Annotated in this window: 12 protein-coding genes; 8 read left to right on the top strand and 4 right to left on the bottom strand. The window is 72.9% G+C overall.

Translation table 11 applies throughout. The features are described from left to right. The first annotated feature begins 10 nt into the window (after nt 1-10). Genes BJZ21_RS09170 through BJZ21_RS09180 form a run of 3 tightly spaced genes read left to right on the top strand, consistent with a single transcriptional unit; the run spans nt 11 to nt 3,408 of the window. Complete coding sequence (locus tag BJZ21_RS09170) at nt 11-904, top strand: ATP-binding cassette domain-containing protein (protein ID WP_179663453.1); 894 nt, start codon at nt 11-13, stop codon at nt 902-904. Further along, nucleotides 901-2,472 carry an ABC transporter permease gene (locus BJZ21_RS09175; protein WP_179663454.1) on the top strand — a complete coding sequence of 524 codons (1,572 nt, stop codon included), beginning with the start codon at nt 901-903 and terminating at the stop codon, nt 2,470-2,472. Before BJZ21_RS09170 ends, BJZ21_RS09175 begins: the two co-directional genes overlap by 4 nt. Before the next feature lie 30 nt (nt 2,473-2,502). Continuing rightward, complete coding sequence (locus BJZ21_RS09180) at nt 2,503-3,408, top strand: protein kinase family protein (RefSeq protein WP_179663455.1); 906 nt, start codon at nt 2,503-2,505, stop codon at nt 3,406-3,408. A gap of 24 nt (nt 3,409-3,432) precedes the next feature. Here the strand turns inward: BJZ21_RS09180 and ypfJ are convergent, their stop codons facing one another. Beyond that, nucleotides 3,433-4,377, bottom strand: coding sequence for a KPN_02809 family neutral zinc metallopeptidase (ypfJ, locus tag BJZ21_RS09185; protein WP_179663456.1), 945 nt, complete (start codon nt 4,375-4,377; stop codon nt 3,433-3,435). Between the two features lie 56 nt (nt 4,378-4,433). Here ypfJ and BJZ21_RS09190 point away from each other — a divergent pair, with 56 nt between their 5' ends. The 4 genes from BJZ21_RS09190 (at nt 4,434) to BJZ21_RS09205 (ending at nt 9,565) form a co-directional block, all read left to right on the top strand. After that, complete coding sequence (locus BJZ21_RS09190) at nt 4,434-6,032, top strand: ABC-F family ATP-binding cassette domain-containing protein (protein ID WP_179663457.1); 1,599 nt, start codon at nt 4,434-4,436, stop codon at nt 6,030-6,032. 128 nt (nt 6,033-6,160) lie between these two features. Beyond that, a complete protein-coding gene (locus BJZ21_RS09195) occupies nt 6,161-6,874 on the top strand; it encodes a DUF4386 family protein (protein ID WP_179663458.1) in 714 nt (237 codons plus the stop codon). Between the two features lie 9 nt (nt 6,875-6,883). Continuing rightward, on the top strand, nt 6,884-7,684 hold the full coding sequence (locus BJZ21_RS09200; protein WP_179663459.1) for an enoyl-CoA hydratase/isomerase family protein: 801 nt from the start codon (nt 6,884-6,886) through the stop codon (nt 7,682-7,684). Nucleotides 7,685-7,696: 12 nt separating this feature from the next. After that, complete coding sequence (locus tag BJZ21_RS09205; protein WP_179665612.1) at nt 7,697-9,565, top strand: ABC transporter ATP-binding protein; 1,869 nt, start codon at nt 7,697-7,699, stop codon at nt 9,563-9,565. A 9-nt stretch (nt 9,566-9,574) separates the two neighbouring features. Here BJZ21_RS09205 and BJZ21_RS09210 read toward each other — a convergent pair whose 3' ends face one another. Further along, nucleotides 9,575-10,429, bottom strand: coding sequence for an SURF1 family cytochrome oxidase biogenesis protein (locus BJZ21_RS09210; RefSeq protein ID WP_179663460.1), 855 nt, complete (start codon nt 10,427-10,429; stop codon nt 9,575-9,577). 74 nt (nt 10,430-10,503) lie between these two features. Here BJZ21_RS09210 and moaA point away from each other — a divergent pair, with 74 nt between their 5' ends. Beyond that, nucleotides 10,504-11,496 carry a GTP 3',8-cyclase MoaA gene (gene moaA, locus BJZ21_RS09215; RefSeq protein WP_179663461.1) on the top strand — a complete coding sequence of 331 codons (993 nt, stop codon included), beginning with the start codon at nt 10,504-10,506 and terminating at the stop codon, nt 11,494-11,496. Between the two features lie 46 nt (nt 11,497-11,542). Here the strand turns inward: moaA and BJZ21_RS09220 are convergent, their stop codons facing one another. Together BJZ21_RS09220 and BJZ21_RS09225 are read right to left on the bottom strand one after the other, a co-directional pair. Continuing rightward, nucleotides 11,543-11,737 carry a hypothetical protein gene (locus BJZ21_RS09220; RefSeq protein ID WP_179663462.1) on the bottom strand — a complete coding sequence of 65 codons (195 nt, stop codon included), beginning with the start codon at nt 11,735-11,737 and terminating at the stop codon, nt 11,543-11,545. A 157-nt stretch (nt 11,738-11,894) separates the two neighbouring features. After that, the gene (locus BJZ21_RS09225) at nt 11,895-12,212 is read right to left on the bottom strand and encodes a DUF3099 domain-containing protein (protein WP_179663463.1); all 318 of its coding nucleotides are present in this window, start codon (nt 12,210-12,212) and stop codon (nt 11,895-11,897) included. Nucleotides 12,213-12,236: the final 24 nt, after the last annotated feature.

Below are 12,236 nucleotides of genomic sequence, written 5' to 3' on the forward strand. Positions count from 1 at the left end.
GTTTGGGTCCGTGACCCACCCGATCGAGATCGCCGGACTGGTCAAGTCCTTCGGCAACACCCGCGCCCTGGACGGACTCGACCTGAGCGTCGCGCAGGGAGAGATCCACGGCTTCCTCGGGCCGAACGGCTCCGGGAAGTCGACCACGATCCGGGTGCTGCTGGGCATGCTGCGCAGCGACGCCGGCGAGGTGCGCCTGTTCGGGCGGGACCCGTGGCGCGACGCCGCGGAGCTGCACCGGCGGCTGGCGTACGTCCCCGGGGACGTGACGCTGTGGCCCAACCTGACCGGCGGCGAGGTCATCGACCTCCTCGGACGGCTGCGCGGCGGGCTCGACGAGCGGCGACGGACCGAGCTCGTCGAGCGGTTCGAGCTGGACCCGACCAAGAAGGGGCGAAGCTACTCCAAGGGCAACCGGCAGAAGGTCGCGCTGGTCGCGGCGCTGGCCTCCGACGTGGAGCTGCTCGTGCTCGACGAGCCGACCTCCGGCCTCGACCCGATCATGGAGTCGGTGTTCCAGGAACATGTCGACGCGTTCCGCGACTCGGGGCACACCGTGCTGCTCTCCAGCCACATCCTCGCCGAGGTGGAGGAGCTGTGCGACCGGGTCAGCATCATCCGGGCCGGCAGCACGGTCGAGACCGGGACGCTGGCCGACCTGCGCCACCTGACCCGCACGTCGGTGGCGGCGGAGCTGTCGATGCCGCCCTCCGGGCTGGCCGAGCTGCCCGGCATCCACGACCTGGCCGTCGACGGCACCCGGGCCCGGTTCGAGGTGGACACCGCCGAGCTGGACCATGCGCTCGCGGCGCTGCTGCGCTACGGCGTCCGCTCGCTCACGAGTCAGCCGCCGACCCTGGAGGAGCTCTTCCTGCGCCACTACGGCGACGAGGCGACGCCGTGACGGGGGCGTCGCTGTTCCTGCGGATGTTCCTGCGCCGCGACCGGTGGACGGTGCTGGCCTGGGCGGCCGGCGCGGTGCTGCTGTACTGGAGCCAGGCCTACAGCGTGGACGGGCTCTACACCACCCAGGTGGAGTTCGACCGGGCCGCGTCGAGCATGGGCGGCAACGCGGCCTTCGTCGCGATGGCGGGCCCGCCCCGCGCGCTGAACACGCTCGGCGGCCAGGTCACCTGGCAGGCGACGGCGTTCGGCGCGGTCGTGGCCGGCCTGATGAGCATGTTCCTCGTCGGCCGGCACACCCGGGCGGAGGAGGAGAGCGGCCGCGACGAGCTGCTGCGGGGCACCGCGGTCGGCCGCTACGCCTCGCTGACGGCGGCGCTGGGGACCGCCCTGCTGGCCAACCTGCTGCTCGGCGTCCTGGTCGCGCTCAGCCTGTGGGCCTACCCTCTCGCCGGCGCCGACTCCTGGGCGCTGGGGCTCGGCCTGACCGCGATCGGCTGGTGCTTCACCGGCACCGCGCTGGTCGCGGCGCAGCTGGCCGGGAGCACGCGGGGCATGTACGGCCTGGCGGGGTCGGTCCTCGGGCTGTCCTACGCCCTGCGCGCCGTCGGTGACGTGGGCAACCACGTGCTCAGCTGGCTCTCGCCGATCGGCTGGTACCAGGCGATGCACGCGTTCTCGGGGCTGCGCTGGTGGCCGGTGCTGCTGCCCCTGGCAGCCGCGGTCGCGGCCACGGCCACGGCGTACGCGCTCTTCGGCCGTCGCGACCTCGGGGCCGGGCTGCTGGCGGTCCGCCCCGGCCCGGACCGGGCGCCACCGGGCCTGCGCAGCGGCCTCGGCCTGGCCTGGCGGCTGCAGCGCGGCACGGTCGTGGGCTGGCTCCTCGGCGTCGCGTTCACCGCGCTCGCCTACGGCGCGATCGGCAACGACGTCGGCACCCTGGTGGGGGACTCCAGGGCGTCCCGCGAGCTGTTCGCGCAGGGCGGCGGCGACCTGGTCGACGCCTTCTACGCCACTGCGGCGCTGATGCTGGCGCTGCTGGCGTGCGGCTTCGCGATCGCCTCGGCGCTCCGGCCCCGCAGCGAGGAGGACGACGGCCGGGTCGAGGCGCTGGTCGCCACGGCGCTGCCGCGCACCCACTGGTTCGGTGGTCACGCGCTGGTCACCGCCCTGGGCGCGGTCGCGGTGCTGGCCGGCGCCGGCCTCGGGCTGGGCGGGGGCTACCTGCTGGTGACCGGGGACGCCGGCGCGGTGCTGCGACTCGGGCTGCCGCTGGTGTCCTACCTGCCGGCGGTGCTGCTGCTGGCGGCGCTCACGCACCTGCTGTACGGCGTGTCCCCGCGGCTCGCGGCGCTCGGCTGGCTGCCGCTGGTGCTGGCCGTGGTCGTGATGTTCTTCGGCGACCTGCTGCGGCTGCCGCAGTGGCTGCAGGACCTCTCGCCCTTCGAGCACCTCGCGCTGGTCCCGGCGCAGGAGATGCGCTGGTGGCCGTTCGTGGTGCTGTGCGTGCTGGCCACGCTCGTCTGGACCACCGGGCTGGTGGCCTTCCGCCGCCGCGACCTGCGCTGATTCAGGGCGCGGCGGTGTCAGGATGGCCACATGTGGCAGCCCGACCAGGCGTGGCACCCGTTGCCCGGCGGCATGGGGCCGTCGACGCTCGGCGTGTGGCGCGCCGTGATCGGGGACCAGCCCGTGGTGGTCAAGCGCCTCGCGGCCCCCGGCGTCGGGGACCCGGCCGAGCTCGGCGACCGCCGGCACTTCGCCTACTGGCGCCGCGCCGCGGACGTGGCGCTCAGCGGCGTGGTCGACACCACGCCGGGGCTGCGCGCCCCGCGGACCCAGGTCGAGGAGGACGCCGACGGGATCACCCTGGTCCAGGACTGGGTCGAGGACGCCGCCAGCAGCGGGCTGTTCTGCGCCCACGCGCTGGGGCGGTTCGCCGGCGCCGACCTCGGCGACGCCCGGTGGCTGGCCCGCGACCAGCTCCGCACCCGGATGGAGCGCGTGGCACGCCGCGGCGGCTGGCCGACGCTGGCCCGGACCACGGTCGCCGACGTCGCCCACCACCTCTGGCACCACCGGGAGCGGTGGCTGGCCGAGCTCGACCGGCTCCCCCGGGTGGCGCAGCACGGCGACCCGACACCCGCCAACCTGCCGGGGCGCGAGCTCGACGAGGTGGTGGCGGTGGACTGGGCCACGCTCGGCCACGGGCCGGTGGGCGCCGACCTCGGCTACTTCCAGCTCTCGGCGCGCGAGGGGGCCGAGCCGCTGCTGGACGCCTACCTGATGGGCCTGCCCGAGGGGCTGGCCTCGCGCGAGCAGGCGGCGCTGGGGGCCCGGGTCACCGCGGTCTACACCGCGCTGAGCCGGGCGGAGTGGGCGCTGGCGCGGGTCGCGGTCGGAGAGGGCGCGCTCGGCGCGAAGTACCGGCACCCCGCGGTGGCGCCGTACCTCCGCTCCCTGCAGCGGCAGTTCCCGCAGATCGAGGAGCTGCTCGGCGCCTGACCCGCGACCGCGGCGCCGGGCGGGTCAGAGCCGGTTCGCCGAGAAGGTGTCGCAGGCGGACAGCGCGCCCTGGTCGTAGCCGGTGCGGAACCAGCGGACCCGCTCCTCGGCCGAGCCGTGGGTCCACTGATCCGGGTTCACCTGGCCGCCGCTGCGCTGCTGGATCCGGTCGTCCCCTACCGCCGTCGCGGCCTGGATCGCCTGCCGGATGTCGGCGTCGGTGAGCTCGGCGAACAGCGCCTGGCCGGTCGCGTCGTCGGTGGTGGTCGCGGACCTCGTCCACATGCCGGCGTAGCAGTCGGCCTGCAGCTCCAGGCGGACCGAGTCGCTGGTGGCACCCTGCTGGGTCTTCACCTTGCTCATGGTGCCCAGCAGGTTCTGGATGTGGTGGCCGTACTCGTGGGCGATCACGTAGGGCTCGACGAAGGCGCCGTCCGGACCCCCGAGCCGGCGCTGCAGGATGTCCTCGAAGAAGGTCGTGTCGAGATAGATCGTCTGGTCGACGGGGCAGTAGAACGGGCCCATGTCGGCGCTCGCCCGGCCGCAGCCGGTGCTGGTGGCGCCGGTGAACGTGTCGACCTCGTGCTCGGCGTGGAACCGGTCGCCGAGCGTGTGCTTCCAGTAGTCGTAGAGCGAGTTCTCGACCGCGACCCGTGCGCAGTCGGCGCTGTCGTTGGCGTCGGCGCCGGTCCTGCAGGAGGCGTAGCGGTCGGTGCTGCCCATCCGGCTGGCGTCGAGGCCGCCACCGCCGGCCGGCAGCGAGCCGCTACCGCCGCCGACGCACTGGGTGAGCACCAGGAGGAGCACCACGATGATCACGCCACCGATGCCGCCGCCGACGCCGAGGCCGCCCGGGATCGGGAGGCCGCCGCCCGAGCCGAGGCCGCCACCCCGCGGGCCGCCCCCGCGTCCTCGTCCGCGATCCCGGACGCGGCTGGTGTCCAGGCGTGCCTTGGGGTTGAAGCGCATGGGGGGCTCCCGGGTTTCGGCTGTCGCGGCGGGCGGCGCCTAGACTAGCCAGCCTCATGATCACCGCCCACCAGCTCGAAGTCCGTGCCGGCGCGCGGCTCCTCATGGAGGACGTCAGCTTCCGGGTCGCCGCCGGTGACAAGGTCGGTCTCGTGGGGCGCAACGGCGCCGGGAAGACCACCTTGACCAAGATCCTCTCGGGGGAGGCGCTGCCCGCCTCGGGGTCGGTGCAGAGCACCGGCGAGGTCGGCTACCTGCCCCAGGACCCCCGGTCCGGCGATCCCGAGGTGCTCGCGCGCGACCGGATCCTGTCCGCGCGCGGCCTCGACGACGTCGTACGCCGGATGCGGACGGCCGAGACCGAGATGGGCAGCGACGATCCCGAGGTCCGCGAGCGCGCCATGAGGCGCTACACGCGCGCCGACGCCGAGCTGCACGCCGGCGGTGGGTACGCGGCCGAGTCGGAGGCCGCCACGATCGCGCACAGCCTCGGCATCGAGGACCGGATCCTCGCCCAGCCGCTGAAGACCCTCTCGGGCGGCCAGCGCCGCCGCGTCGAGCTGGCCCGGATCCTCTTCTCCGGCGCGGAGATCCTGATCCTCGACGAGCCCACCAACCACCTCGACGCCGACTCGATCGTGTGGCTGCGCGACTTCCTCAAGGCGCACTCGGGCGGCTTCATCGTGATCAGCCACGACAACGGGCTGCTCGAGGCCACCGTCAACAAGGTGCTGCACCTCGACGCGAACCGTGCGGTGATGGACGTCTACAACATGGGCTGGAAGGCCTACCTCACCCAGCGTGAGACCGACGAGAAGCGGCGCAAGCGGGAGCGGATGAACGCCGAGAACAAGGCGAAGACGCTCACCGACCAGGCGAACAAGATGCGCGCCAAGGCCACCAAGGCGCAGGCCGCGCAGTCGATGCTCAAGCGCGCCGAGAAGCTGCTGGCCGGCGTCGAGGGGGAGCGGCGGGCCGACAAGGTCGCCCACATCGTCTTCCCGAAGCCGGCGCCGTGCGGCAAGACCCCGCTCACGGCGGCGGAGCTGTCGAAGTCCTACGGCTCGCTGGAGGTCTTCACCGACGTCGACCTCGCGATCGACAAGGGGTCCCGGGTCGTCATCCTCGGGCTCAACGGTGCCGGCAAGACCACCATGCTGCGGATCCTCGCCGGCGTGGACCGGGCCGACACCGGCCGGGTGGTGCCCGGGCACGGGCTGAAGATCGGCTACTACGCCCAGGAGCACGAGACCCTGGACACCGGGCGGACCGTGCTGGAGAACCTGCAGAGCGCCGCGCCCCAGCTCACCGACACCGAGGCCCGCAGCGTGCTCGGCTCGTTCCTCTTCTCGGGCGACGACGCCAACAAGCCCGCGGCCGTGCTCTCCGGCGGGGAGAAGACCCGGCTCGCGCTGGCCAGCCTCGTCGTCTCCAGCGCCAACGTGCTGCTCCTCGACGAGCCCACCAACAACCTCGACCCCGCCTCCCGCGAGGAGGTGCTGGCCGCGATCCGCAGCTACGAGGGCGCGATCGTGCTGGTCACCCACGACGAGGGCGCGGTGCACGCCCTGGAGCCGGACCGGGTGCTGCTGCTGCCCGACGGGGACGAGGACCTCTGGAACGACGAGTACGCCGACCTGGTGTCGCTGGCGTAGGCCGGCCGGCGGTCCTACCGCAATCAGGGGGACTCCTCGGACCGTGACGGCGCCACCCCGCCGCCCGGCGTAGCGTCCGCGGTGTCGTGCACACCGTGCGGCGCCTGTCCGACCGGTAGGGGGCAGCGGTGGAGACCCTGCGCAAGCCCGGCCGGATCGCGGGGCTGTGGTTCATCGCCACGTTCGTGTTCTCGATCCCGGCGCTCCTGCTCTACGACCCGGTGCTGAACCACACCGACTTCATCCTCGGCCGGGGCTCGGAGACACGGGTCGCGCTGGGTGCCCTGCTGGAGGTCTTCCTGGTCATCTCCAACATCGCGACGGCCGTCGTCTTCTTCCCGGTGCTGAAGTGGGTCGACGAGGCCGTGGCGCTCGGCTACGTCGCCCTGCGGATCATGGAGTCGGCGATCATCGTCACCGGGCTGATGTCCCTGATGACCGTGGTGACGCTGCGCGACGACTCCGCGGGCGCCGACCCGTCGGCGCTCCGCCTCACCGGGCAGGCGCTGGTCGACCTCCACGACTGGACGTTCCTGCTCGGCCCGCAGTTCTGCGCGGGGTTCGGGAACGGGCTGCTGCTCGGCTACCTGATGTACCGGTCGAGGCTGGTGCCGCCCCGGATGGCCCTGCTCGGCCTGGTCGGGGGGCCGTTGGCGTTCCTGGGCGGGGTGCTGGTCCTGTTCGGCGCCCTCGACGACCCGAGCGCGGGGCTGTTCGCCCTCACGGCCGTCGAGATCGTCTGGGAGGCGGCGCTCGGGCTCTACCTCGCGATCAGGGGCTACCGGCCCTCGCCGCTCCTCGCGAGAAGTGCTCCGGCCGGGCCTGGGGGGCCCACGACCTAGACTCCGCGCATGACCCCAGACCCCCTGGCCGCCGTCGGCCTGCGCTACGAGCAGACCGGCCCGGTCGCGACGATCACCCTGGACCGGCCCGAGGTGCGCAACGCCCAGACCCCCGCGATGTGGCGCGAGCTGGCGGCGATCGGGGCCAGGCTGCCGGAGGAGACCCGGGTCGTGGTCGTCCGCGGGAGCGGCCAGAGCTTCTCGGCGGGGCTGGACCGCGCGATGCTGGACCCGACCCGCAACGCGGACGGTGCGGAGACCGTGGCCGACCTGCTCGGGCGCAGCGACGACGAGGTCTCGGCCGCCATCGACGACTACCAGCGGGGCTTCACGTTCCTGCGCGACCCGCGGTTCGTCTCCATCGCCGCGGTCCAGGGCTACGCCATCGGCGCCGGGTTCCAGCTGGCCCTCTCCTGCGACCTGCGGGTGGTGGCCGAGGACGCCCAGCTGTGCATGAAGGAGTCCGCGCTGGGCCTCGTCCCCGACCTCACGGGAACAAAGCCGCTGGTCGAGTGCGTTGGCTACGCCAGGGCGCTCGAGATCTGTGCCACGGCGCGGATGGTCGGTGCGATCGAGGCGGTGGAGATCGGGCTCGCGCTCGCCGCCGTGCCGGCCGCCGACCTCGACGGCACCGTGGCCGACCTCGTGGGCGCCCTGACCGAGCCGATGGCCGGCGTGGTCCGGGAGACCAAGGCGCTGCTGCTCGGGGCGGCCCAGCGGGACCTCGACGAGCAGCGCCGCCTGGAGCGCGAGGCGCAGATCCGCAGGTTCCGAGAGCTGGCCGCCCTGATGGGGCCCGAGAAGGAGTAGCACTTGGCAGGCATGCACGGCATGGGACCGGCCTTCCGCAACCTGCGGACCGACCGGGGCGTCGCCAACCAGAAGCTCGGCAAGGACACGGTGCGCCGGGTGCTGGCGTTCGCCAAGCCGTTCCGGGCCCAGATCGCGCTGTTCCTGCTGGTCACGGTCCTCGACGCGGGGCTGGTGGTGGTCACGCCGCTGCTGGCCAAGACGATCATCGACGTCGGCATCCTCCAGCACCGCACCGCGCTGGTCACCTGGCTGGCCCTGGCGATGGCCGGAGCGGCCCTGGTCGACGCGCTGTTCACCGTGCTCTCCGGCTACCTGTCCTCGCGGATCGGCGAGGGGCTGATCTTCGACCTGCGGGCCCGGGTCTTCGCCCACGTGCAGCGCCAGTCGCTGGCCTTCTTCACCCGCACCCAGACCGGCGCGCTGGTCTCGCGGCTCAACAACGACGTGATCGGCGCCCAGCGCGCCTTCACCTCCAGCCTGGGCGGCATCGTGTCCAACCTGGTCTCGGTGATCGTGGTCGGTGTCGCGATGGTGGCCCTGTCGTGGCAGGTCACCTTGTTGTGCCTGCTGCTCTTCCCGATCCTCTTCTTCACCTCGCGGTGGGTCGGTGGCCGGCTGGCCGGGCTGACCCGGCAGCAGATGGACGGCAACGCAGACCTCGGCAACGCGATGACCGAGCGGTTCAACGTCGGCGGCGCGATGCTGCTCAAGCTCTTCGGCCGCCGCGAGGAGGAGGACGCGCACTTCCAGGGCAAGGCTGCGGTGGTGCGCGACCTCGGGGTGCGCATCTCGCTGATCCAGCGGGTCTTCGTCGCGGCGATGCTCGCGGTCCCGGCGCTCGCCACCGCCCTCGTGTACGGCGTGGGCGGCCACCTGGCCGCCTCCGGCGCCCTCACCATCGGCACCCTGACCGCGCTGGCGACCCTGCTGGTGCGGCTGCTCGGCCCGTTGCAGGGGCTGTCCAACGTGCGGATCGACGTGATGACGGCGCTGGTCAGCTTCGACCGGGTCTTCGAGGTCCTGGACCTGCCCTCGCTGATCGAGGAGAAGCCCGAGGCGATCAGCCTGGCGCCGGACGCCGCGCGCCTGGAGTTCGACCAGGTGGCGTTCAGCTACCCCCGGGCGGACCGGATCTCGCTGGCCTCCCTCGAGGGGGTCGCGCGCACCGACTCGCGCGACACCGGGCAGGTGCTCTCCGACATCACCTTCACCGCCGAGCCCGGCCAGATGGTGGCTCTGGTCGGGCCCTCGGGCGCCGGGAAGACCACGGTCACCCACCTGGTCGCCCGGCTCTACGACGTCGAGTCCGGGACCGTCCGGGTCGGCGGCCACGACGTACGCGAGGTGACCCTGCAGTCGCTGGAGGACGTCGTCGGCTACGTCACCCAGGACGCCCACATGTTCCACGACACCATCCGCGCGAACCTGCTCTACGCGCGGCCGGGGGCCACCGACGCCGAGGTGTGGGAGTCGCTGGAGGCGGCCCAGGTCGCGACCCTGGTCCGGGACCTGCCCGACGGCCTCGACACGGTCGTGGGGGACCGGGGGTACCGGCTCTCCGGCGGCGAGCGCCAGCGCCTGGCGATCGCAAGGCTGCTGCTCAAGGCGCCCGCGGTCGTCGTGCTCGACGAGGCCACCGCCCACCTCGACAGCGAGTCCGAGGCCGCCGTCCAGCGCGCGCTGGACGCCGCGCTGGAGGGCCGGACGTCACTGGTCATCGCGCACCGGCTCTCGACGGTGCGCAACGCCGACACGATCCTGGTGCTCGACGGTGGGCGGATCGTGCAGTCCGGCACGCACGCCCAGCTGCTCGCCCAGGGCGGGCTGTACGCCGACCTCTACCGCACGCAGTTCGTCGAGGACGCCACCGTCGCCTGACGGGGCGGGTCAGCGGCCGGTGCGCTCCTTGGCCCGCTCGCGCTCGTAGGCGGCCCGCACCGCCTGCTTGTGCGCGGACTTCGCCGCGCGCTTGCGCTTGCGCTCCTCGAGCACCTCCTCGCGCACGGTCGGCTCGTCGCGCTGCGCGGCCCGCCACTCGTCGTACATGAGGTAGAGGAAGCCGAAGACCGCCAGCACCCCGAAGAACCACCACTGCAGGCCGTAGAAGAAGTGCGGGCCGTTGTCGAGCTCCGGCAGCTCGACCGGCAGGAGCGCGGTGGCCGGCGCCGGGTCCTCGGCCTTCAGGTCGATGAAACCGCCGTAGACGGGATGCTCCAGCGTCGGGGCGATCGCCGCGCTGGAGATCGCGCGCGTGGAGTGGTCGGTGACGTCGGTGCCGTCGGTCGCGTTCACCCGGACCCAGCCGGTGACCGTCACCCGGCCGGTCGGGGGAGCCGGCAGGTCGCTGGCGGCCGCGCCCTGGTTCTGCGAGGCCATCCAGCCACGGTCCACCAGCAGGGCGGTCCCGTCGCCGGTGACCAGGGGGACCACCACGTCGATGCCCGAGTCGCCGTCCCTGGTCCGGTAGCGGACCACCACGGTGTCGGCGGTGTCGTAGGTGCCGGTCGCCTTGACCAGGCGCCACTCCTGGTCGGGCCCGACCGCGCGGCCGGGAGCCAGCACGTCACCGACCGGCGCCGGGTCGCGCGCCTCGTTGGTGCGGATCACGGCATTGGACTGCTTGCGCTCGGCCAACCGGTGGAACTGCCAGGTGCCGAGCCACCAGCACGCGTAGGCGAGGAGGACGACGACGAGCAGGAAACCCAGCCACCGTCGGGAGAGGAGGAACCGCCACGAACGCACTCCTCGAGGCTAGCCGGAGGGTCGCCGGGCCCGATTGTCGGGCACTGTCGGGTGGGGCACGTAGAGTGGCGGACGTGACAGCACGCAAGCTCGCGGACCGCTTCGGTCGGGTAGCCACCGACCTGCGCGTCTCGCTGACCGACCGGTGCAACCTGCGCTGCTCCTACTGCATGCCCGCGGAAGGCCTCGACTGGCTGCCGAGCGAGCAGGTGCTCACCGACGACGAGGTGGTCCGGCTGGTCCGGGTCGGCGTCGAGCTGCTCGGCATCCGGGAGGTGCGCTTCACGGGCGGTGAGCCGCTGGTGCGGCGCGGCCTGGTCGACATCGTCGGCCGCACCCACGCGCTCGGCGTGGAGACCTCGCTGACCACCAACGCGCTGGGCCTCTCCCGCGCCGCCCGGGCGCTGGCCGGGGCGGGCCTGGACCGGATCAACGTCAGCCTGGACACCGTGCGCTCCGACACGTTCCACCAGATCACCCGGCGCGACCGGTTCCAGGACGTCATCGCCGGCCTGGAGGCGGCGCGGGACGCGGGCCTGGGCCCGATCAAGATCAACGCGGTGCTGCTGCGCGGGGTCAACGACGACCAGGCGCCCGAGCTGCTGCGCTGGGCGATCGCGGAGGGCTACGAGCTGCGGTTCATCGAGCAGATGCCGCTGGACGCCCAGCACGGGTGGAGCCGTGACGGCATGGTCACCGCCGAGGAGATCTTCGAGCGGCTCGAGCGCGAGTTCGTGCTCACCCCGGCCGCCGAGCCGCGGGGGAGCGCACCGGCCGAGCTGTTCCGCGTCGACGGCGGCCCGGCCACCGTCGGGGTGATCGCGTCGGTGACGCGGCCGTTCTGCGGTGACTGCGACCGGGTCCGGCTGACCGCCGACGGCCAGGTCCGCAACTGCCTCTTCGCGCGCGAGGAGTCCGACCTGCGGGCCGCGTTGCGCGGCGGCGCCACCGACGAGGAGCTCGCGGAAAGGTGGGTCGTCGCGATGGCGGGCAAGCGTGCCGGCCACGGCATCGACGACCCGACGTTCCTGCAGCCCGACCGTCCGATGTCCGCCATCGGGGGGTAGCGCGGACGCGCGGGACCCGCCCAGTCGATCGGCCCCAGTCGACCGGCTAGTCGACCTGTGAGGCCGGGACCACGTCCTTCAGGAACCCGCGCGCGCCGAGGAAGTCTCCCAGCGTGCTGCGATGCTGGTCGCAGGCCAGCCAGGTCTTGCGCCGGTCGGGCGTGTGCAGCTTGGGGTTGTTCCAGAGCAGCGCCCATACCGCGGGGGCATGACAGCCCTTGGCCGAACAGGTGGGGGTCATCGCGCGCACGTCCCTGCCGAAACATGACGGTGCCGGACAGCCACGGGGGAAGCCGTCCGGCACCGCTTGGCGAGCCGGGACGGGGGAGACCCGGCTCGTTCGCCCGATTCTGTCATGGCGGACGCCGATGTCAAATATCTCCGGGCGTGGCGAGTCCTCACCGATTCCGGCCCGGTGGCAGCTGCGGGCGGCCGTACGCCTCGTCGCGAAGCTCGAATGCGTCGGATCTCGACGCGCTGCTGTTCGCCAGCACCACCGCGACGTAGGGGAGGACCAGCGCGCCGGCGATCAGGATCGGCCACAGCCAGGACACCCCGGCGATGAACGCCACGACGGCGCCGACGAAGCACGCCGACCGGATGCTCATCGACAGCAGGTAGCGCTTCTGTCGGGTCGCGATGTCCTCGGCGAGGCTAGTGGCTGCGGTGGTGATCCGGATCGGCTCGTCCTGGTGTCGGATCGAGTCTCTGGCCATACGCTCCATCGTACGTCGCTAGCC

Origin of the sequence: Nocardioides panaciterrulae, from assembly GCF_013409645.1 — a bacterium.
In the GTDB taxonomy this organism is placed as follows: Bacteria; Actinomycetota; Actinomycetes; order Propionibacteriales; family Nocardioidaceae; genus Nocardioides; species Nocardioides panaciterrulae.

Coding starts and splice junctions, on each gene's coding strand:
- BJZ21_RS09180 (WP_179663455.1), top strand. CDS start 2,503: ATGTGGCAGCCCGACCAGGCGTGGCACCCGTTGCCCGGCGGCATGGGG.
- ypfJ (WP_179663456.1), bottom strand. CDS start 4,377: ATGCGCTTCAACCCCAAGGCACGCCTGGACACCAGCCGCGTCCGGGAT.
- BJZ21_RS09190 (WP_179663457.1), top strand. CDS start 4,434: ATGATCACCGCCCACCAGCTCGAAGTCCGTGCCGGCGCGCGGCTCCTC.
- BJZ21_RS09200 (WP_179663459.1), top strand. CDS start 6,884: ATGACCCCAGACCCCCTGGCCGCCGTCGGCCTGCGCTACGAGCAGACC.
- BJZ21_RS09205 (WP_179665612.1), top strand. CDS start 7,697: ATGCACGGCATGGGACCGGCCTTCCGCAACCTGCGGACCGACCGGGGC.
- BJZ21_RS09220 (WP_179663462.1), bottom strand. CDS start 11,737: ATGACCCCCACCTGTTCGGCCAAGGGCTGTCATGCCCCCGCGGTATGG.
- BJZ21_RS09225 (WP_179663463.1), bottom strand. CDS start 12,212: ATGGCCAGAGACTCGATCCGACACCAGGACGAGCCGATCCGGATCACC.